At 37.6% G+C, this 20,462-nt stretch carries 22 protein-coding genes and 2 riboswitches; of the genes, 19 read left to right on the forward strand and 3 right to left on the reverse strand.

Annotated features, from left to right (window positions below):
- A partial coding sequence (locus NYQ66_RS20510) for an AAA family ATPase (protein WP_259872248.1) occupies nucleotides 1-879 on the reverse strand: 879 nt, incomplete at its 3' end.
- A gap of 174 nt (nucleotides 880-1,053) precedes the next feature.
- Here NYQ66_RS20510 and NYQ66_RS20515 point away from each other — a divergent pair.
- The 15 genes from NYQ66_RS20515 to NYQ66_RS20580 all read left to right on the forward strand — a co-directional run bounded on the left by NYQ66_RS20515 (nucleotide 1,054) and on the right by NYQ66_RS20580 (nucleotide 14,600).
- Nucleotides 1,054-1,980: a fumarylacetoacetate hydrolase family protein gene (locus NYQ66_RS20515; RefSeq protein WP_259872249.1), complete on the forward strand. Its 927-nt coding sequence runs from the start codon at nucleotides 1,054-1,056 to the stop codon at nucleotides 1,978-1,980.
- Between the two features lie 395 nt (nucleotides 1,981-2,375).
- Nucleotides 2,376-3,413, forward strand: a complete 1,038-nt coding sequence (argC, locus tag NYQ66_RS20520) for an N-acetyl-gamma-glutamyl-phosphate reductase (RefSeq protein WP_259872250.1) — start codon at nucleotides 2,376-2,378, stop codon at nucleotides 3,411-3,413.
- Nucleotides 3,414-3,425: 12 nt separating this feature from the next.
- Nucleotides 3,426-4,664, forward strand: coding sequence for a bifunctional ornithine acetyltransferase/N-acetylglutamate synthase (gene argJ / locus NYQ66_RS20525; protein ID WP_259872251.1), 1,239 nt, complete (start codon nucleotides 3,426-3,428; stop codon nucleotides 4,662-4,664).
- A gap of 12 nt (nucleotides 4,665-4,676) precedes the next feature.
- On the forward strand, nucleotides 4,677-5,480 hold the full coding sequence (argB, locus tag NYQ66_RS20530; protein WP_259872252.1) for an acetylglutamate kinase: 804 nt from the start codon (nucleotides 4,677-4,679) through the stop codon (nucleotides 5,478-5,480).
- Nucleotides 5,473-6,663 carry an acetylornithine transaminase gene (locus tag NYQ66_RS20535; RefSeq protein ID WP_259872254.1) on the forward strand — a complete coding sequence of 397 codons (1,191 nt, stop codon included), beginning with the start codon at nucleotides 5,473-5,475 and terminating at the stop codon, nucleotides 6,661-6,663. Before argB ends, NYQ66_RS20535 begins: the two co-directional genes overlap by 8 nt.
- A 34-nt stretch (nucleotides 6,664-6,697) precedes the next feature.
- The gene (purU, locus tag NYQ66_RS20540; RefSeq protein WP_259872256.1) at nucleotides 6,698-7,597 is read left to right on the forward strand and encodes a formyltetrahydrofolate deformylase; all 900 of its coding nucleotides are present in this window, start codon (nucleotides 6,698-6,700) and stop codon (nucleotides 7,595-7,597) included.
- Between the two features lie 147 nt (nucleotides 7,598-7,744).
- Nucleotides 7,745-8,083: a hypothetical protein gene (locus NYQ66_RS20545; RefSeq protein ID WP_259872258.1), complete on the forward strand. Its 339-nt coding sequence runs from the start codon at nucleotides 7,745-7,747 to the stop codon at nucleotides 8,081-8,083.
- A 16-nt stretch (nucleotides 8,084-8,099) separates the two neighbouring features.
- Nucleotides 8,100-8,438 (forward strand): hypothetical protein, encoded by a 339-nt coding sequence (locus NYQ66_RS20550; RefSeq protein ID WP_259872259.1) that lies wholly within the window; start codon nucleotides 8,100-8,102, stop codon nucleotides 8,436-8,438.
- Between the two features lie 79 nt (nucleotides 8,439-8,517).
- A riboswitch (PreQ1 riboswitch) is annotated at nucleotides 8,518-8,565 on the forward strand.
- Nucleotides 8,566-8,648: 83 nt separating this feature from the next.
- Nucleotides 8,649-9,146 carry a preQ(1) synthase gene (queF, locus tag NYQ66_RS20555; protein WP_259872260.1) on the forward strand — a complete coding sequence of 166 codons (498 nt, stop codon included), beginning with the start codon at nucleotides 8,649-8,651 and terminating at the stop codon, nucleotides 9,144-9,146.
- A 43-nt stretch (nucleotides 9,147-9,189) separates the two neighbouring features.
- Nucleotides 9,190-9,837, forward strand: coding sequence for a queuosine precursor transporter (locus tag NYQ66_RS20560; protein ID WP_259872262.1), 648 nt, complete (start codon nucleotides 9,190-9,192; stop codon nucleotides 9,835-9,837).
- A gap of 311 nt (nucleotides 9,838-10,148) precedes the next feature.
- Nucleotides 10,149-10,232, forward strand: a riboswitch (cyclic di-GMP riboswitch).
- A 126-nt stretch (nucleotides 10,233-10,358) separates the two neighbouring features.
- On the forward strand, nucleotides 10,359-12,050 hold the full coding sequence (locus NYQ66_RS20565) for a methyl-accepting chemotaxis protein (protein WP_259872263.1): 1,692 nt from the start codon (nucleotides 10,359-10,361) through the stop codon (nucleotides 12,048-12,050).
- Between the two features lie 18 nt (nucleotides 12,051-12,068).
- Complete coding sequence (locus NYQ66_RS21590; protein WP_407652137.1) at nucleotides 12,069-12,197, forward strand: BBE domain-containing protein; 129 nt, start codon at nucleotides 12,069-12,071, stop codon at nucleotides 12,195-12,197.
- 162 nt (nucleotides 12,198-12,359) lie between these two features.
- A complete protein-coding gene (locus NYQ66_RS20570; RefSeq protein WP_259872265.1) occupies nucleotides 12,360-13,133 on the forward strand; it encodes a C40 family peptidase in 774 nt (257 codons plus the stop codon).
- A gap of 54 nt (nucleotides 13,134-13,187) precedes the next feature.
- Nucleotides 13,188-14,189 (forward strand): NADPH:quinone oxidoreductase family protein, encoded by a 1,002-nt coding sequence (locus NYQ66_RS20575; protein ID WP_259872266.1) that lies wholly within the window; start codon nucleotides 13,188-13,190, stop codon nucleotides 14,187-14,189.
- 78 nt (nucleotides 14,190-14,267) lie between these two features.
- On the forward strand, nucleotides 14,268-14,600 hold the full coding sequence (locus NYQ66_RS20580) for a YckD family protein (protein WP_259872267.1): 333 nt from the start codon (nucleotides 14,268-14,270) through the stop codon (nucleotides 14,598-14,600).
- Between the two features lie 42 nt (nucleotides 14,601-14,642).
- Here the strand turns inward: NYQ66_RS20580 and NYQ66_RS20585 are convergent, their stop codons facing one another.
- On the reverse strand, nucleotides 14,643-15,761 hold the full coding sequence (locus NYQ66_RS20585; protein ID WP_259872268.1) for a GntR family transcriptional regulator: 1,119 nt from the start codon (nucleotides 15,759-15,761) through the stop codon (nucleotides 14,643-14,645).
- A gap of 412 nt (nucleotides 15,762-16,173) precedes the next feature.
- On the opposite strand from NYQ66_RS20585, the gene arfA reads away from it, so the two are divergent.
- Together arfA and NYQ66_RS20595 are read left to right on the forward strand one after the other, a co-directional pair.
- On the forward strand, nucleotides 16,174-17,682 hold the full coding sequence (gene arfA, locus NYQ66_RS20590; protein WP_259872269.1) for an arabinosylfuranosidase ArfA: 1,509 nt from the start codon (nucleotides 16,174-16,176) through the stop codon (nucleotides 17,680-17,682).
- A 122-nt stretch (nucleotides 17,683-17,804) separates the two neighbouring features.
- The gene (locus NYQ66_RS20595) at nucleotides 17,805-18,542 is read left to right on the forward strand and encodes an NAD-dependent protein deacylase (protein WP_259872271.1); all 738 of its coding nucleotides are present in this window, start codon (nucleotides 17,805-17,807) and stop codon (nucleotides 18,540-18,542) included.
- A 63-nt stretch (nucleotides 18,543-18,605) separates the two neighbouring features.
- On the opposite strand, the gene NYQ66_RS20600 is transcribed toward NYQ66_RS20595, so the two are convergent.
- Nucleotides 18,606-19,004: a secondary thiamine-phosphate synthase enzyme YjbQ gene (locus NYQ66_RS20600; RefSeq protein WP_259872272.1), complete on the reverse strand. Its 399-nt coding sequence runs from the start codon at nucleotides 19,002-19,004 to the stop codon at nucleotides 18,606-18,608.
- Nucleotides 19,005-19,100: 96 nt separating this feature from the next.
- Here NYQ66_RS20600 and NYQ66_RS20605 point away from each other — a divergent pair, with 96 nt between their 5' ends.
- The gene (locus tag NYQ66_RS20605) at nucleotides 19,101-19,475 is read left to right on the forward strand and encodes a RidA family protein (protein WP_259872273.1); all 375 of its coding nucleotides are present in this window, start codon (nucleotides 19,101-19,103) and stop codon (nucleotides 19,473-19,475) included.
- A 258-nt stretch (nucleotides 19,476-19,733) separates the two neighbouring features.
- On the forward strand, nucleotides 19,734-20,351 hold the full coding sequence (locus NYQ66_RS20610) for a phosphonate C-P lyase system protein PhnH (RefSeq protein WP_259872274.1): 618 nt from the start codon (nucleotides 19,734-19,736) through the stop codon (nucleotides 20,349-20,351).
- The last annotated feature ends 111 nt before the right edge of the window (nucleotides 20,352-20,462 follow it).

Below are 20,462 nucleotides of genomic sequence, written 5' to 3' on the forward strand. Positions count from 1 at the left end.
GTGTAGTTTTTGTACTCTAAACATAGCTGCTACATGTACGAATAGAGAGAAACAGTATGTAGAACCCACGTGGGCTTGCCCCGTGGAGAAGTCAGGTGTTTCTGCAAGCCAGGCGCGCGTGAGCTGTAATAAAACAGGAGAATAGTTACTTTTGTCTCTGTTAATCCATTTTGTTTCTTTGTTAATTTTTTCGATTGATAAGACGGCTAACGATAATGCGAGGGGGTTTCCTTTCGTAATCACCCATATACGTTTTAACAAATCTTCTCTATCAATTTCGTAGTGTGATAAGTATTGTTTCGTAACGGAATAGCTAAAATCTGATAGTTTCATACGAGTGATGATTTTCCTCCAAGCGGGTGATTCTTCCCACTCTCCTTTTAAAGGATTCCGTCCAGAAATTACAATATAGGTGTTTCCTGGTAGGTTTTTCAAGAACGTGTTTCTGAACCACCGTTCCAGTTCTCTCATCTGCTCATATGCATCTACGGCGATAACAATTCTTTTTTCTTGGCTGATATGTTGTAATAAGAAGAGGCATTCCTGCAGTGTGTAGGATTTGTTTTGTTCGATATTGGGATACTTGTTATAGAGTTGAATTAGGAGATTTTCTGCAAGCGTTAGTGGAGTTTGGATGAAATCCCGACAATCAATGTGTAGAAACAAATCATTCTCATGATCTGTCATTCGTTCAAAAGCATGTAGTAGGTATGTTTTACCCGAACCACCAATGCCATAAATGTTAAGAATCTTATTATTACTTTCAGTGTTCAGAAGCCATTGCTTAAATAAACGGATCTCCCTATCCCTTCCAAAGAAGTGGATATCCTCCATTTCTGTCACGAACATTCCCATATTAGCATCTGCGTTTGATTTCAAAACAATGATAGCCCTCCTTTGTAATTGTTTGAATTTTCTGTTATGTATTATTAAATATAGGTGGAAATATTTAGACTGTCAACTATATATGGGACATCTTTGTGCTTCTATTAGACGTCTTCTTTATAAAAAATGATACAATGGTACATATTTAATTGGAATGGAGTGAGCTGTATGAAACTTGTAAGCTATAAAACGAAAAAGAGCTTTGGTTCTTATCGCATGGGGATCATGTACCCGCATGGTGTAGTGGATCTGCAGGAAGCGTATCGGGATCTGTTAGTAAAGAAAGGCGAAAGAGAAAAGGCTTTAGCTGTAGATATACTGCTCCCATCTCATCCAGATGCATTTTATAAATTAGGTAAGTTTGGGATTGAAAAAGCGGTGGATGTAAGTGACTTCCTAGTAGAACCAGAATTATCGAAGTATTTTATTGCTGAACAGAATGTTTCGCTTGGTACACCAGTTCCAAATCCTTCAAAGATTATTTGTATCGGAACGAATTACAAAGATCATGTAGCTGAAATGAAAAGCACGATTCCTGATTATCCGGTTCTTTTTTCGAAGTTTGCCAATGCATTAATTGGTCCAGAAGATAAGATTAAAAAGTCCAAGCAAACAACTAAATTAGATTATGAGATTGAACTGGCTGTTGTGATTGGAAAAGAAGCCTGCGAGGTACCTGAACAGGACGCGTTAGAATATGTTGCGGGATATACAATCGGGAATGACATATCTGCACGCGATTTACAAAAGCGAACCCCGCAATGGTTACAAGGCAAATCCCTAGACGGGAGTACGCCAATTGGACCATGGATCGTAACGACAGATGAACTTCCAGATCCATCTAACTTAGAATTAAAGACGAAAATTAATGGCGAGGTTCGACAATCGTCCAACACGAAGCATTTAATATTTAATGTTCCAACTATTATATCGTTTATTTCGAACTTAATGACGCTTCAACCTGGTGATGTTATCCTAACTGGAACCCCTGATGGTGTAGGTTTTGGTATGAACCCACCACAGTTCTTGCAAAGTGGAGATGTCATTACAATGGAAATTGAAGGCATTGGCGAGCTAGAAAATACGGTGGAATGATCTCTATAGCATATTGGTGAGTCGGGTATAAAAAGTTCAACATAATAGGATAATAGTGTGAAAGCATCACAAATTCTTGGATAAGAGTTTGTGATGTTTTTTTTATACAGTCAAGCTCATTTGGAAAACGCAAACATATAGTAGCTTTATGCATAGAGTTTGGATATTTATTCACTTTATGCATTTGTTTTATTTTAGTGTGTTATTAGTAGTTAAATTACCTTTGGTTTAAAAGATGCTTATAGCGATGTAGATTGATAATGTGTTTGTTTTGTATAACTATAGATAAAAATCATTCGAAATAATAAAAAAATTACGGAAATAATGTTGTATAAACATGCATTATAAAGTATAATAATAAACCAATCCCATACGGACTTAGGAGTGAATACAACGTGAAAGTAGCTATTATAGGTGGTACTGGTTACGGAGCAGTTGAATTAATTAGATTATTACATAATCATCCATACGTTACGGTAGAAGCAATTATCTCACATTCGCAAAGTGGTACGGATTTAGCATCCGTATATCCACATACCGTGGATGTCGTTGATATGACAATGGATGCTTTAGATATTACAAGTTTAAGTGAAAAAGTAGACTTGGTGTTTTTTGCTACACCATCGAATGTGAGTAAAGATCTAATTCCATCATTTTTGGAGAACGGTGTGAAATGTATTGATTTATCAGGTGACTTCCGACTAAAAGAGCCAGAAGCATATAAAAAATGGTATCAATCCACACCTGCAGATCAGGAATATATTAATCAAGCAATCTATGGATTAAGCGAAATCTATGAGGATGAGATTAAAAATGCAAGTTTAATTGCAAATCCAGGTTGTTATCCAACAGCTACCTTATTAGGCTTAATACCAGCTTTAAAACATAACTTAGTTAGCAAAGAACAAATTATTATTGACGCCAAAACTGGTGTATCAGGTGCAGGTAGGGGTTTATCGCTGAACGTGCACTTCTCAGAAATGCACGAGAATTTAAAAGCCTATAAACTAGGGGAGCATAAACATATTCCTGAAATTGAACAAGTGTTAACAAACGAGTCGGGGCAAGAGATGCAAGTGGTCTTTACTCCTCACATTGTTCCGATGACAAGGGGTATTATGAGCACGATGTACACAAATCTTATAATAGAAAAGTCAACAAAAGAAATAGTGGAAGTGTACCAAGATTTTTATAAAAATCATCCTTTTGTGCGGGTCCGACCTGAAGGCGTGATTCCGTCAACAAAAGAAGTATATGGCAGCAATTATTGTGATATTGGTATTTACGCAGATCAAAGAACCGGAAAACTGATGATTGTATCTGTGATTGATAATTTGGTGAAAGGTGCTTCTGGTCAGGCGATTCAAAATATGAATCTATTAGCAGGATGGGAAGCGACAACAGGGTTAAATCAAATCCCTATTTATCCTTAAGGAGGGTGCGGAATGGAGCAAGTGAATGGCGTGACAACAAAGGAAAAGATTGGTTTGGTAACAGGGGGGAATGTAACAACACCAAAAGGCTTCTCAGCAGGTGGGTTACATTGTGGCATACGTAAGCAAAAGCTAGACTTAGGTTGGTTATATTCGGACGTACCAGCACATGCAGCAGGCGTATATACTACAAATGCTTTCCAAGCAGCTCCTTTAAAGGTAACGCAAGAAAGTATTGCAGTAGAACAAAAATTACAAGCAATCCTCGTTAATTCCGGTATAGCTAATGCATGTACGGGCGAACAGGGTTTGAAAGATGCTTATGAAATGAGACGTAGCTTTTCTGAGAAAATACAAATACCTGAACATTTAGCAGCGGTTGCTTCTACCGGTCTAATCGGTGAACTGTTACCAATGGAAAAAATCCAAACGGGTATAAGTCAAATACATGAACAAGAAAATAATGATACTTCACGTTTTGAAACAGCGATTCTTACAACAGACACACGTGAAAAAGGGATTGCAGTACAGTTTGAAATTGATGGGAAACAAATATCTATTGGCGGAGCAGCAAAAGGGTCCGGTATGATTCACCCAAACATGGCGACAATGCTTAGCTTCGTTACAACAGATGCAAATATAGATGATCAAGCATTATCACGTGCATTAAAATCCATTACGAATACATCATTTAACATGATCACGGTTGATGGAGATACAAGTACGAATGACATGGTATTAGTGATGGCAAATGGAAAAGCGGAAAACGCAAAACTAACAGAAGAACACCCAGAGTGGAACGTCTTTGTAGAAGCGCTTAGCACAGTTTGTGAGCTTTTAGCAAAAGAGATTGCTAGAGACGGTGAAGGGGCTAGTAAGTTAGTAGAGGTGCAAGTGAATGGTGCCAACTCGGATCGTGCAGCGCAAATCATAAGTAAGTCTGTCATCTCTTCGAATCTAGTAAAAACAGCGATTCATGGCGCAGATGCAAACTGGGGAAGAATTATTACCGCAATAGGATATAGTGGCGAGCAGTTAGACCCTGACAAAGTGAATGTGTCACTCGGGCCTATTAAAGTAGTTGAAAATGGTATCCCTTACCCGTTTGATGAAGAAAAGGCAAAAGCATATCTTCTGCAAGATACGGTTGTCATTCAAGCAAATCTTGGAGACGGAAGCGGCAAGGCAACTGCGTGGGGCTGTGATCTTTCTTATGAATATGTCAGAATCAATGCTTCTTATCGTACGTGAGGAGGAAGAAAAGTGAATTATGTGGTGATCAAATGCGGCGGAAGTGTATTTGAGGATTTACCAACATCTTTTTATAAAAATATAGCGGACTTACATCAAAGTGGAGAATGGCAACCAATTATTGTCCATGGCGGGGGTCCATTGATCTCCTCTTTGTTGACCCAAATGGGCGTACAAACAACTTTTATTAACGGACTTCGAGTAACGACCAATGAGGTTCTAGATGTTGTTGAAATGGCTCTAAGTGGGTCGATGAATAAACAAATCGTTCGTAATCTGATGAAGGAAAATGGGAAAGCCTATGGCATTAGTGGTGTCGATGGTACGTTACTTAAAGCAACACCAACAGACAAAGCGGATCAATTAGGATTTGTAGGAGAAGTGAGTGAGGTTAATACCTCACTGATTGAGCAGATCTCAAGCCAAGGCTATATCCCTGTCATCTCTCCGATTGGTATTGATGATGAAGGACAACGTTATAATATTAATGCAGATATGGCTGCTTCTTCAATCGCGCAAGCATTAGGGGCAAAATTGTGCTTTATTAGCGATATCCCTGGTATTTGTGTCGAAGAAGATGGTCAAAAGCAAACATTGCACCAAGTGGGAAAAGAAAAAATCGAACAATTAATATCCTCTAAGGTGATTTATGGTGGAATGATTCCCAAAGTACAATCTGCTTTGAAAGCACTAGCGCATAGAGTGCCTGAAGTTTCGATTGTGAATGGACTGGAAGCGAATAGCTTGGTTGATTTCATGGACGGAAAAAACGTGGGTACAAGAATTTCATTGGATAAGGAGATGCCGTATGTCTGAGACTGTTCAAACAAAAAATCAAACCTCGGTCATGCAAACATACAGCCGTTTTCCTCTAACGCTTACAAAAGGAAAAGGCAGTTATGTATGGGATGATCAAGGACAGAAGTATTTAGATTTCACCTCAGGTATTGCGACATGTAACCTCGGTCATGTGCCTGATGTAATCAAGAATAAGGTTAACGAGCAACTTGATCAGCTATGGCATTGCTCGAACTTATATACGATCCCATCACAGGAAAAACTAGCACAGCTACTGACAGACAATAGCTGTGCTGATCAAGTTTTTTTCTGTAATAGTGGGGCAGAAGCTAACGAAGCCGCGATTAAAATAGCGAGAAAATATGCCCAAGATGTAAAAGGTACATCTAAATATGAAGTGGTTACGTTTTCTAATTCTTTTCATGGTAGAACCTTAGCGACGTTGTCTGCAACGGGACAAGAAAAAATTCAACAAGGATTTGCACCATTGACTCCAGGGTTCCGCTATTTACCTTTTAATGATTTTGATGCATTAGAGGATCTGGTTCAAGAACAGACATGTGCGGTTATGTTAGAGCTTGTCCAAGGAGAAGGTGGCGTTGTTCCAGCTGATCAGGCTTGGTTGGATAAGTTAGGGGAACTATGTAAAAACTATGATTTGTTACTGATGGTGGATGAGATTCAAACTGGTGTTGGTCGAACTGGAACACTCTTTGCTTACGAGCAATTCGGGATTGAACCGGATGTATTTACATTAGCCAAAGGACTCGGATCAGGTGTTGCGATTGGTGCCATGCTTGCGAAAGAGCCTGTTGCACAAGCGTTTGTACCTGGATCGCACGGAAGCACGTTTGGTGGGAATCCAATAGCCACTACTGCAGCCGCTGCAACAATTGAATATATGACAGAGTCGTCCATCTTGGAGCAGTCAAATGAAGTGGCGAGTTATTTGCATCAAGCGTTGCATAAATTAGTGGAAAAGTATGATAGTATAGAACAGGTGCGTGGCAAAGGATTACTGGTTGGCTTAGTAGTAAAGGGGAACGCAATTGACTATGTAACAAAAGCAAGAGAAGACCAAAACTTGCTTATACTCGTTGCTGGTCCAAAGGTCGTTCGAATTCTACCACCGTTGACGGCAACAAAAGCTGAAGTTGATCAGTGTATCCAGTCATTAGAAGTTGTCTTTCAGGAAAGTTAAAGCAGCTTAATAAGGTAGTAAAGAGGTAGATTGAATGAAGAGTTATATGCAAGAAAAGCTAGATACATTTAAACAACAAAATGAGAACCGAGCACGTTTATTAATCAATTGCCCGGATCAACCAGGAATTGTAGCTGCGGTTTCCAAGTTTCTTTATGAACATGAAGCCAACATTATTGAGTCAAATCAATATTCTGTCGATCCCGAGGGTGGAGAGTTTTTTATTCGGATTGAATTTGAAGCTCCTGACTTAAAAGAAAAAGCAGAGAAAATTAAGCAGGATTTCCAAGAAATCGCGAGGGCTTTCTCCATGGATTGGAAGCTGACGTATGTAGATGAGATCAAGAAAATGGCTATTTTTGTGTCAAAGGAACCACATTGTTTGCTCGAACTGCTGTGGGAGTGGCAAAGTGGGGATTTAATGGCCGATATTTCCCTGGTAATAAGTAACCACGAAACATCACGCGACATGGTAGAAAGGCTAGGAATACCTTACTACTACATACCGGCAAACAAGGATATAAGAGCAGAAGTAGAACAAAAACAAATAGAACTTTTGAAGCAATATGATGTCGATGTGATTGTGCTCGCGCGTTATATGCAAATCTTAACGCCACATTTTGTTGATGTGCATAAACACAAGATCATTAATATTCACCATTCTTTCCTACCAGCATTCATTGGAGCAAATCCATATGAGCGCGCGTATAATCGTGGTGTAAAATTGATCGGTGCAACTTCACACTATGTCACCGATGATTTGGATGAAGGGCCAATTATAGAACAGGACATTAGTCGGGTTGACCATAAAGACAGTGCAGAGGCAATGAAGAAAATTGGCCAGTCCGTGGAACGAAGTGTATTGGCAAGAGCGGTGAAATGGCACTTGGAAGATCGGATTATTGTGCATGGGAATAAGACGATTGTATTTTAATAGAAGTTTATCTAGAAGACCAAATCAGGGGATTTGGTCTTTTGTTTTGTTTTTTAATAAGACTATTTGGGATTATATGTTAATATTAATATGTAGTGTCCAGAATTTAAGAGATAATTGTGGATCTATTTAATGGAGGGAAGCCTGATGGAATTTAGAATTGGAGACGTTACCATCTTTTTACCCCAGCTACATATTACGATTATTGCCATTATTGTTATTATCTTGTTAGTCCGGTGGAACAAGCAGTTAGAAAAACGGAATTTTTTTAAAATCTTCATTTATTTCTTCATTAGTACATGGATCGCACCCATTTTTTCATGGGGGAATAAAACAGGTACGTTTGAATTATACATTCCTTTAGGATTCATAGTTGTTCTCATTTATCTATTAAATAGCAGAGGTTATCATCCTTCTAAAATGAAGGCGAGTGTTTTGGGTCTTTGTATCGCATTATATCGGATAGTTCTTCATTATGTTGGGTAGTTAGGAGAGGATAGGATTGCTATACAAAATGATATTTAGACTTTTATATGCATTATTACCTGGTATTGCGATCTTTTTGTTGTTTAATGATTTAACAGGAGCGTTGATTCTAACAGTATTTCTTTTTGTATTTGGAAATAGAGATAATGCTAAGTTCCGACAATCCAAAAGTGGAAAGATCATTACGGTATTGCTTGCCATTGCATTGGTCACATGGGGTATCTTTTTCGTTGTAGGATCTGATGTATCTAGTATAAGAAAGATTGCAGTATTCGCTCTTTTTGCGGCTAGTTATCTACTTGAGCGTATTGAAAAGCGGTTTTTCAATTTCGATAATCTGAAGTTAGCAAGGTAAAAATCTACAATTGACAGAAGTAACACACGTCTATATAATAAATCGAGTGAATGAATACCAATAACATTCCGTATTCAATACGGGAGAGGTTCTTAGCTACAAACCCTCTATAAAAAACTAAGGACATATGACGTGATTACAGCCGTGTCCCTTAGGATGCGGCTTTTCTTATGCTTGGATTTAATAATCAATCAACAAGGAGGTACAACAATGGCTGGAAGAAGAGATGAAGATTTAAAAGATATAACACTACTTGGGAGTCAAGGAACAGAATATAGCTTTGACTATGCGCCAGAGGTTTTAGAAACCTTTGATAATCAACATCCTAACAGAGATTATTTTGTTAAATTAAATTGTCCTGAATTTACTACGCTATGTCCGAAAACGAGACAACCAGATTTCGGTGCGGTATATATCAGTTACATTCCTGATGTGAAAATGGTGGAAAGTAAATCATTAAAGTTATATTTGTTTAGCTTTAGAAACCATGGTGACTTTCATGAGGATAGCATGAATATTATCATGAACGATTTAATTGAACTAATGGATCCTCGTTATATTGAGGTATGGGGTAAATTCACACCAAGAGGTGGAATTTCGATTGATCCATATTGCAATTATGGGAAGCCAGGCACGAAATACGAACAAATGGCAGATCACAGAATGATGAATCACGATATGTATCCAGAAAAGATCGATAATCGCTAAGAGGGTTAGCTAGTTCCTCCCAACGAAAAGGAGAGGAAATAAATTGTTTATCTATTTAAATGCTTTATTTGTAGGATTATTAGTTTTATCTAATATTTTAGGTGTGAAATTGTTTAGTGTGGGTGACTATATGCTCCCGGCAGCTGCAGTTGTCTACGTAGTTACGTATTTGATCACAGACGTGATTAGTGAAGTATATGGAAAAGATTTAGCACGTAAAACAGTGCAAGCAGGCTTTTTCACACAAGTCATTGCTTTGGTCTTTATATTTGTCGCAATTGAATTACCTGCAGCACCTATTTTTGGCATGCAAGAAGAGTTTGCGTCCATTCTAGGTGGAAGCTTCCGCGTCATGCTAGCTAGTTTAGTAGCTTATGTGATCAGCCAAAATCTAGATGTGACGATCTTCCATCGCTTAAAAGAAAAGCACGGTGAAAAAAGACTATGGTTGAGAAATAACTTGTCGACGATGTCCAGTCAACTAGTTGATACAACTATCTTTATATCGATTGCTTTTGCGGGAACAGTCCCAACGTCTGTTTTACTAACAATGATTGCGACGCAGTATGTATTCAAGCTACTTGTTGCCATTGTTGACACACCGATCGTATATGCATTGGTGAAGTGGGCTAGGAATAATCATAAACATGAACTATTATATAATTCTAAAGTGGAAACAAAGGCTATATAAAGAAGCGAGTAACTAACAATTAACATGAGAGAACTTTATGCATTGTAGACAAATAATGCAGTTCATAAGACCAACTTACCATAGTTGGTCTTTTCTTTTTGGATAAAATTATATAACAATTAATGTCGATCATGACACTGATTGAAGAGGGATTTTAGTTCCTATTAACCATCATATATACAAATATTTACATAAAACAAATAAATTCATGACAAAAAAAGTCGAATTTTGCGAAAAACACATAAATTATCTTCCTGCGGATGACAAACCGTGATACTATATTACTATCAAGACGCAATTATAATTTGTATGCACGACACTAGCAATCCTAATGAAAGTTAGGTACGCAAAACCACAGGTCTAAGGATAAAATCTATGGCGGCTGGGTTGCCGAATGCAATCATATTTCTATTGATTGAGTGAAAACGGCATTTTTATGTCGTTTTTTTTACTTTCAAAATGGATGCAAGAGGTGGGGGAAATCTATATATTTTCACAAATCTGATTTGGGAGGCAGTGTTATGTCGATAGGTAAAAAGATTATCGTTAGCTTTGGAATTATTTTATTATTAATTGTAGGTATATTTGGTATGAGTTGGTATGGACTTCAAAACGTAGAATCTGAGGCCAATAATATCGTAAATGATGCTATCCCATTATCCAATGCAGCTAATGCAATTCTAACAGCATTAGTTAATCAAGAGACAGGGGTAAGAGGGTATTTAGTTACCGGTGATGAAGAATTTCTAGAACCCTATTATTTAGGACAAGAAAATATTGAAAAAAATCTAGAAATAATTGAATCACATTTAGACGGGCACCCGATTATGGCATCACTCATTGAAGAAGCAAAACCCCAAATTACAGATGTGCAGAGTTTCTTTGAATCCATTATTCAACAGGTCAAGCAAGGGGACATCGAAGGCGCTAGAAGTAACATAGGAGAAGGTAAAGAGTTTTTTGATAATTATAGAGAAACACATGGTCTTATTGTTGCGGATACAGAAAAGTTAACAAATGATGCTTGGGTAGAGGTTAAGAAGATAGGTAGCGAAAGTAAGATATCTATGGTTGTAATATTTACAATAATCGCAGTGTTGACTGTATTAATCACTGTATATCTTATCAAAGTAATATCAAAACCTGTCTCATCTGTGTCTGAGGCCTTAAAGCAAATAGCCGAAGGAAATCTTACCATTGATAAGGTCCAAGTGAAATCAAAAGATGAAGTTGGTGAACTAGCTCAATCGTTAAATAAGATGGTTGACGATCTTAATGAAACATTGATAAAAACGAGTGAGTCAGCACTTCAGGTTGCATCAGCATCCGAACAATTAACAGCCAGTGCTGAACAAAGTACTTATTCAACAGAGCTTCTCGCTAATTTGGTTCAAGGTAATGCTGAGGGTGCAGAAGGACAATTAAATAAAGTTAGTCATGTTTCAGCATCCTTAAAACATATGGTAGAAAACGTTGACAGCATAAATGAAAATCGTGAAGAAATGGAGAACTCTACAAAGGAATCTACAGGTTATGTTCATGAGGGAATCATTTCTATAGAAAAAGTAGTTGAGCGTATTCAAGATATTAAGCTATCGTTTGATAACATGACTTCCACAATAAACGCACTGAAAAGTAGATCCTCAGAAATAGGAAGTGTAATTGATTTAATAACAGATATATCGGATCAAACAAATCTCTTAGCCTTAAATGCGGCGATTGAAGCTGCAAGAGCAGGTGAACATGGAAAAGGGTTTGCTGTTGTAGCAGATGAGGTTAGGAAACTAGCAGAAGAGTCAAAGAAGTCTGCCGATCAAATAACAGTAATGGTTGCTGACATTCAATCTGAGACCCAAAATGCGGTTGTTTCTATTGATGAGGGAAATGCAAAAGTTGAAGAGGGAATAACTTCAACAACAGAAGCTAGACAAGCGTTTGGCAAAATAGAAGAATCAATGACAAATGTATCTAATAAGGTAACTGATGTTTCTGGATCGATTCAAGATATTGAAGAAATAGCATTGAATATCTCAGAAGCGCTAGAGAATGTTAAGGTTATTGCAGAAAATGGTGTAAAATCAAGTCAAGAAAGTTCAGCTTCTACACAAGAACAGTTAGCGACAATGGAAGAGGTTTCTTCCTCAGCCCAGTCTTTATCTTTCTTAGCGGAGGAATTGCAACAATCAATCTCAAAATTCCAGATAAGAAGTTGATAAGAAAATTATAAAAGAATCAATGAGCAAGTGATGAAAAATGCATTTGCTGACAACTATCAGAGATTAGTAGAAATAAAGAAGCTATGTGATCCGAACAACCTTTTTAGATATAATTACAATATAAATCCCCAACGAATAATATAAATAAAAAAGCAGGTGGTTTCTAAGTATCACCTGTTTTTGTTATGGTCATCTTTGTGACAATTGTAACTGCCTGTTCCTCATGAAACTAGTACACTAATAAAATAAATAAGGTAGTCACACAATCCATCGCCTATGAATACATTAGTTTTGGGCGGTGGTAAAATGAAAGCGCATTTTCATTTAACGCAATATCGGGATTGGATTCAAATCCAACAAAAATCCCCGATCAAATTTCACTATTATCATGTGTATGTGAATCATCAATTAGTTGCTACATTCTTTCAAGGTAATACGTTTTATGTGAAGCTTCCAAACCTATACCAAAATAATCTTGTGATAGTAGTTGGCGGTTCTATTTCTAATGGAATGATCATCCCGATTGCAGAGCAATATACTTTACCAGCTTCAGTAAGGGAAGGTTCTAGACAGCGTAATTTTAAACCGGGTGATATTCTTGTTGCAAGTGATAATGTGTTTCAAGAACTAACGGGGTATATGGGTCATGCTGCTTTAGTGGTGGATGAGAATAAAGTGATTGAATCTCCTGGCCTGCACCCGTCTCTACGTAAGGATACGATTCAACAGTTTTTAGAAAAGCATCCGATCCACGCACAATTTCGTCCAAAAAAGGAAGGAATGGGTGAAGCGGCCGCAAGCTATGCGATGGAGTATCTCGCTTCCTACAAGGCAAATCTAGAGCAAGGAGAAAATAAACCGGTATTTTCATTTAACCTAAGTCAATCATTGGAAGATCCGTGGGAATATATATATTGCTCCAAATTAATTTGGTTAAGCTATTACTATGGTGCTGATTATAAATTAGAGAATGACCATCTATGGTATTCACCGGAAGACTTATATACGGAATTAAAAGAAAATGAAGAATTTGAAACAGTCTATGCACATGAAGATGTAGAGTTTAAGTTAAATACGTAGCGCGTGAAACATCGCGCTACGTATATTATAGTAAGTTTATAAGGAGGAATTTATATGAGTACTTTCCAGGCATTTAAGTTAACACAAGAAGACGATGAGTTTGTTGCAAAAGTGGACAATCTTACATATGATGAGTTACCAAAATCCGACGTTTTGATTAAAGTCCATTATTCAAGTGTGAACTATAAAGATGGACTTGCAAGTGTACCAAACAGCACGATTGTTAAAACGTACCCCTTTATTCCAGGTATTGATATAGCAGGAGAAGTGGTTGATTCTAAAGATACTCGATATAAAGCTGGAGACCGTGTGATTGCCACAAGCTATGATATTGGTGTTTCTCATTTCGGTGGCTATAGCGAATATGCAAGTGTACCTGCGGATTGGATCGTTCCTTTACCGGAAAACCTTTCACTGAAAGAAGCGATGGTATATGGTACAGCTGGTTTCACGGCAGCGTTATCCATTCATCGTTTAGAAGAAAACGGCGTTACTCCAGACAAGGGGAAAGTACTCGTTACTGGTGCAACTGGTGGAGTTGGAAGTCTTGCGATTGCTATGTTACATAAATTAGGCTATCAGGTTGTTGCGAGTACTGGAAAAGAAACAGCGCACAGCTTTTTAAATGAGATCGGTGCTAATGAGATTATAGCGAGAGAAGATGTCTACGAAGACAAGGTTCGTGCGCTTGATAAGCAAACGTGGATGGGTGCGATTGACCCAGTAGGTGGACAAACATTAGCCTCGATATTGAGTAAAATAAACTATGGTGGATGTGTTGCGGTTAGTGGATTAACAGGTGGAGCCAAAGTTCCAGCGACTGTATTTCCTTTTATATTACGCGGCGTAACCTTAGCGGGGATAGATTCGGTATATTGTCCAATGGAGTTAAGAAAGCAAATATGGGAGCGTATGGCAACAGATATGAAGCCTGAAGGTCTAATAGAGAAAATTAGTAAAGAGATTAGCTTGCAGGAACTTCCTGATGCATTGCAATCGATCTTGAAGGGCAAAGCTTTAGGTAGAACGGTGGTATGCATTTCTGGGAACGAATGATAAAATCTTAATAATCCGTGTATAGGATGCTTTCCAATTACAAACATTAAATTGAAAAGTTGGAAAGGAGTTATGCATATGAAAAACCTTATGAAGAAAATGCTAGTTGGTTTATTTGCGCTCACCATTGTTACTGTTGGTGCAAATAGCATCCAAGCAGAAAAAGATCACCACCACAAACCAGAGTTTAAAGAAGTCGAGCTAACAGATGCACAGGTCAAAGAACTAGCAACAATGTACGAAGATGTGCTTAACCAGCGAATTGGTGTTATCAACAAATACCAGGAGCTTGGTGTACTTAGTGAAAAGGATGCAACTATGATGAAAGAACACTTGGCTAAATTCCATGAAAAATTAAAAGAAGATAATTATATTCCGAAATGGGATAAGCATCATAAAAAAGACGATTAAAAAAGGAACTCAATCCCTTGATTGAGTTCCTTTAATGCATGATTAGTCATTTTCCAATGATCTGGTTGAATCTCGAATAACCAATTCCGGTTGGTATAAAACAGATGATAGTTCTGTTTGCTTTCCTGTTCCAGTCTTATCTTGTTCGATTATTTGTAAGATCATATCTGCAGCTAATGTGCCTAATGCTGCTTTTGGGTGTTCAATTGTTGTGAGCTTTACTTCCGATACCTCTGCCAAGAAGGAATTATCATACCCTACAATCGAAATGTCAGTAGGTACTTTCAATTGGAAGTCGCGAAGTACATCCAGTAATTTTATTGCAAGTTCGTCGTTATAGCTAACAATGGCAGAAGGTCTATTGTCCGAACTAGGCTCTAACATCTTGCGTAATTCTTCTACAGGCTTACTGAACTTCTCTGCAGAACTATAGGTTACGATGTTGTTTGGGTTAATTGGGATGTTGTGTTGACGGTGCGCTTTAATATATCCCTTTAACCGTTTAGTACCTTGTATGTCGTCATTTTTGAAAAAGCCAACAATGTTAGAATGTCCTTGCTGTATGAGGTGTTCCGTTGAAATAAATCCGCCTTTTTCATCATCCATCATAATGCTTAACGGCTCTAATTCATCATAATAGGCATTAATCATGATGTAGGGAATATTCTCGCGCTCTAGGTTTAAGTAATAGTTAATATTCGGGTTAGAGATCGCGCTTTTCGTAGGTTCTATAATGACCCCATCAAAGTGTTGGGTTAGAATTTTTTCTAGAAATTTTCTTTCATTGTCATGATCATTATTTGTGCTAAACAGACTAACATGGTATCCATGCTCACTTAAATAAGACTCTGCACCTCGTATGATCGATGGGAAAATATAATCAGAGATATAGGTTGTGATGATCGCTATATTTTTCTGGGGTGTAAAATGATTCTTCTCGTTAAGATTTGAACGATCCGCACAAAAAGTTCCGGCACCTTGTTCTCGATATAACCATCCATCATTCACGAGTTCACCTATTGCCAATCGAACAGTGTGGCGACTGACTTCAAACTGCTTCATAAGTTCGCTTTCAGAGCTAATTTTTTGATGCGGTTGAAAAGCTCCTTCAAGAATTTTTGATTTAATGGCCTGCTTGACCATATTATATTTTGTTTGCATAAACACACCTCATAAATCTGCACACATTCGTGTAAGTCTTTACAATATTATAACATTTAAAAATGAAACTTTGGTAACGGCTTCTTTCATATTAAAATCAAGTTAGTTACAGATGCGGTAAAGTTATACGTACAAATATATGTATGAATTAATCTATAACGCGCTATTCTTAGCCTAAACAGTTGTAATAATCATGTCAATATATAAAATAAAGGCCTGTATTTAAGGAATTCGGATCATATTAAATGAAATGCTTGTCATACTAATAGAAGTTATTTATAATGAAACTGTTAACTTGTACGAACAACTTAGGATATATTTTATATTATCCAATATTCGTATAATGAACACATCTAAAATGATAAAGTGTAACCGATTCCAATTAATTATAAAATAAAATGAGGTGCTAACAATGGGAAAAGACTTAAAAGCAAGTCTAGTATTGGATAAGAATTATAAGATTGCTAAAGTAGATGATCGTATCTACGGATCTTTTATTGAACATCTAGGGCGAGCAGTTTATGGTGGAATCTATGAGCCAGGACATGAGCTTGCGGATGAACACGGCTTCCGTAAAGATGTGATTGACCTAGTTAGTGAATTACAAGTTCCGATTATTCGTTATCCTGGCGGTAACTTCGTATCCAATTACAGATGGGAAGACGGTGTAGGACCGAAAGAACAACGTCCTCGTAGAACAGAATTAGCTTGGCGTACAATTGAAACAAATGAAGTTGGTACGAATGAATTTGCAGATTGGGCTAAAAAAGCGGGTTCTGAGGTAATGATGGCTGTAAACTTAGGAACAAGAGGCATTGAAGCTGCTCGTAACTTGATTGAATATACTAATTTACCAGGTGGAACCTATTATAGTGATTTAAGAAAATCACACGGCTATGAACAACCACATAATTTTAAAACATGGTGCCTAGGTAATGAAATGGATGGACCTTGGCAAGTAGGCCAAAAAACTGCTGAAGAATATGGCAGAATTGCAAGAGAAACAGCAAAAGCGATGCGCTTAGTTGACCCAACGATTGAACTAGTTGCATGTGGTAGTTCAGGTGCCGGTATGCCAACATTCCCTGAATGGGAAGCAACAGTGCTAGATCATACGTATAATGAAGTTGATTATATCTCTCTTCACACTTACTACGGAAATCAAGAAAATGACCCAGCAAACTATCTAGCAAAAACAATGGACATGGATAACTTTATTAAAACAGTAACCGCGACATGTGATTATATTAAATCAAAGCAGAGAAGTAAGAAGACGATGTATTTAAGCTTTGATGAGTGGAATGTTTGGTACCACTCCAATGAATCTGATAAGAAGATTGAGCCATGGTCCATTGCACCACCACAGCTTGAGGACCACTATAACTTTGAAGATGCGCTTCTTGTTGGAAGTATGTTAATTACATTCTTACGACATGCGGATCGTGTAAAAATGGCTTGTTTAGCACAGTTAGTTAATGTTATTGCACCTATTATGACAGAAAACAATGGACGTGCATGGAAGCAAACGATCTTCTATCCGTATATGCATGCATCAGTGTTTGGTCGTGGTGTATCATTACAACCAATGCTTTCGTCACCAAAGTATGACAGTAAGGAATTTACAGATGTTCCTTACATCGACAGTGCAGCAGTCTACAATGAAGAGAAAGAAGAAGTAACACTATTCATTGTGAACAAACATTTAGAAGATTCAATTGAGCTATCTGCAGACGTAAGAAGCTTTGAAGGTTACAGTCTCGTAGAACACATCGTTCTAGAAAATGACGACCTAAAAGCTGTAAATACAGCAGACAAGCAAGCAGTACAACCACATAACAACGGAAACGCAAAACTAGATAACGGAAAATTAGAAATAAACGTAGCCAAAACATCTTGGAACGTGATCCGTTTAAAGAAATAGTAAACATGGGGACGGTTCTTGTGTACACACTTTGTGTGAACACAAGAACCGTCCCTTTGTTTCCATTTGAGGATAAATAAATGGTATAGTACGTGTAATGAAATGATTAGAGGAGTATGGATATGGCACAGATGAAGGAGCTTGCGAATAAAATTGAATCGGCATATTCTATCGTTGTTTTAACGGGTGCAGGTGTTTCAACGGCAAGTGGAATTCCAGATTTCAGGTCATCTCAAGGGGTTTGGACCTATGATCGCTCTCGTGAATACTACATGTCTAGTGAGTATTTTTACAAAGATCCGGTTGATTTTTGGGCGAAGTATAAAGATATCTTCCGTTTAAAGTTGTTAAAGAATTACGAGCCGAACAGTGTGCATACGTTTCTCAGGAATTTGGAGCTTAGCGGGAAACAAGTGTCCATTATTACACAGAATGTTGACGGCCTTCATGCTACGGCAGGAAACGAAGATATTATTGAGTATCATGGCAATTTAAACACAGCTACCTGCCCGCATTGTCAATCCAAGTATGCATTGGAATACGTAATGAAGCATGAGACACCTTATTGTGATAAAACTGGTTGTGGAGATGTGCTGAAACCGGATATCGTATTGTTTGGTGATCCGATCACGAAGCATGAAGAAGCAGAACAAAGAATAAGGCAAAGTGAACTAGTGTTGGTAATGGGCACTTCTTTGTTAGTCACCCCATTTAATATATTGCCGGACTACGCGGCGTTTACATGTGGATTACCTATGGCAATCATGAATCGTGAAGCAACACCAAAGGACTATTTATTTGATTTCGTCATTCATGATGATCTTGTTGGAGTGGTTAAACATTTAAGTGCATGGATGTGAAAAACTCGGTGAATTGACACCGAGTTTTTCATCGCGCAGTTATTCGATTTAACGTAGGTCTTTTTAAGAAATCACCTTCACATAAAACTTACGATGTCTTGGCCCATCAAACTCACAGAAATACACACCTTGCCATGTTCCCAATACCAAACGACCATTCGAAATCACCAGTGTTTGCGCATGTCCCACTGTGCTTGTCTTTAAGTGTGCTGCAGTATTCCCTTCCATGTGGCGATCTTTTGGATGCTCCCAAGGGTACACTTCATCCAAACGGCGCAGAAAATCTGTTTTCACATCAGGATCGGCATTTTCATTGACGGTGATACCAGCAGTTGTATGTAAAGAAGAAACGACTAAAAGCCCGCTTTCAATGCCGTTATCTCTGATCCACTTTTCAATTGTCGAAGTAACGTCCACCATATCGGAATGGTTTGATGTTCTTAGATTAAATGTATTTTCCACAATGCATCATCCTTTCATGTTTCCTTTTGTTTATATTCTACTAAAAAACGATAATATGTTAAAATCTTAGTACATGGAAAAGGAAGGATGTTGATTATGGTAAAAGCAATTCATACGAACAATGCACCACAAGCATTAGGTCCGTATTCACAAGCAATTGATTTAGGGGATTTAGTATTTGTATCAGGCCAAATTCCAATTAACCCGGAAACAGGAGAAATCGCCGAGGGTATAGAAAATCAGACAGCCCAAGTAATGAAGAACCTTGAAGCAATCCTAACAGAAGCGAACTTAACATTTGTTAATGTTGCGAAAATCACCATCTACATAACGAACATGGATGACTTCGCAAAAATTAATGAGGTGTATGCAGGATTTTTAACTGAGCCATACCCTGCGAGAGCTACCGTGGAGGTAAGTAAATTACCTAAAGGCGTTGGCATAGAAATGGATGTTATTGCAAGGAGATAAACAAAGTTAAAAGACAATACTCTGTTCATACACAGGGTTTTGTCTTTTTTGTTTTTAAGGGAATAGTACCATCCTCTATTACACTATACACATAACCCTACTAGTCCCTCTAATCCTACCCTATAGTTTGATACTCAACCAAATAACATGAAGAAAACTTAACGTATTCTTCACGTTAAGTTAACCAAACATACAATATTTTAAGGTACATTGAACATACACATAGTAATATAGGTAAATAAATTAGGAGGAGATTCATTGATATATTCGAACAAAGCTTTTCCGATCTATAGCAAGGCTCCTTATAATGTGAACGGCATGGAAGTGGTGAAAGTATCAAATCAATTTCAGCCTTATCTAACAATAGACATATTACAGAAATTAGGCATGCCAAAAAGCATTGCTAGTGTCGCCCTGCACCTATTAGATAGTAAAACAACATTTGCTTACTTAAATCAACATGGCTTAGAGATATCCCAGTTTCTTGAGTGGAAAACAAAAGCAAAGCAACAAAAGGTGAACGATGCGGAGTTTTTATTCGTTCCTGGTGATACGAAAGAAGAACAAATCAATCATTTAGTTAAGGAAGTATTCCATCAAACAAAAGAAAATGCTGATAAACACGTAACGATCGTTATCGATGTGGAAAAAGTTGGGCATACTTGTGATGAGGGTGGACTACGATTATTTTTAACGAATCAAAAAGACAAAAGCCGTTTATTGTTTGATGTAAAAGGTTTATCTTTTGGTTGGATTGCAGAAAGACAATTGATTAATAGCCAATGTGAGTATGGTATGACATTACTATTAATAGGTCGTGACGGAGAATGTATGTGTATTCCTTATTATGTAAAGGTTGAAGTAGAATGCTTCTAATTTGTTCCTATTAGACTATGCAAATAGATTAAAGATAGGCTAGTACGTTTCCGTTGTAGTCAAATATACCCTTTTCTTATTTCTGTTAAAATATTACTATGGAGTCGGAAT

The sequence above is a fragment of the Aquibacillus koreensis genome (assembly GCF_025154055.1).
GTDB lineage: Bacteria > Bacillota > Bacilli > Bacillales > Amphibacillaceae > Aquibacillus_C > Aquibacillus_C koreensis.

Excerpts from the sequence above, each read along its gene's own strand:
- NYQ66_RS20515 (WP_259872249.1), top strand. The coding sequence starts at position 1,054 with ATGAAACTTGTAAGCTATAAAACGAAAAAGAGCTTTGGTTCTTATCGC.
- argJ (WP_259872251.1), top strand. The coding sequence starts at position 3,426 with ATGGAGCAAGTGAATGGCGTGACAACAAAGGAAAAGATTGGTTTGGTA.
- NYQ66_RS20535 (WP_259872254.1), top strand. The coding sequence starts at position 5,473 with ATGTCTGAGACTGTTCAAACAAAAAATCAAACCTCGGTCATGCAAACA.
- purU (WP_259872256.1), top strand. The coding sequence starts at position 6,698 with ATGAAGAGTTATATGCAAGAAAAGCTAGATACATTTAAACAACAAAAT.
- NYQ66_RS20545 (WP_259872258.1), top strand. The coding sequence starts at position 7,745 with ATGGAATTTAGAATTGGAGACGTTACCATCTTTTTACCCCAGCTACAT.
- queF (WP_259872260.1), top strand. The coding sequence starts at position 8,649 with ATGGCTGGAAGAAGAGATGAAGATTTAAAAGATATAACACTACTTGGG.
- NYQ66_RS20565 (WP_259872263.1), top strand. The coding sequence starts at position 10,359 with ATGTCGATAGGTAAAAAGATTATCGTTAGCTTTGGAATTATTTTATTA.
- NYQ66_RS20570 (WP_259872265.1), top strand. The coding sequence starts at position 12,360 with ATGAAAGCGCATTTTCATTTAACGCAATATCGGGATTGGATTCAAATC.
- NYQ66_RS20575 (WP_259872266.1), top strand. The coding sequence starts at position 13,188 with ATGAGTACTTTCCAGGCATTTAAGTTAACACAAGAAGACGATGAGTTT.
- NYQ66_RS20580 (WP_259872267.1), top strand. The coding sequence starts at position 14,268 with ATGAAAAACCTTATGAAGAAAATGCTAGTTGGTTTATTTGCGCTCACC.
- NYQ66_RS20585 (WP_259872268.1), bottom strand. The coding sequence starts at position 15,761 with ATGCAAACAAAATATAATATGGTCAAGCAGGCCATTAAATCAAAAATT.
- arfA (WP_259872269.1), top strand. The coding sequence starts at position 16,174 with ATGGGAAAAGACTTAAAAGCAAGTCTAGTATTGGATAAGAATTATAAG.
- NYQ66_RS20595 (WP_259872271.1), top strand. The coding sequence starts at position 17,805 with ATGGCACAGATGAAGGAGCTTGCGAATAAAATTGAATCGGCATATTCT.
- NYQ66_RS20605 (WP_259872273.1), top strand. The coding sequence starts at position 19,101 with ATGGTAAAAGCAATTCATACGAACAATGCACCACAAGCATTAGGTCCG.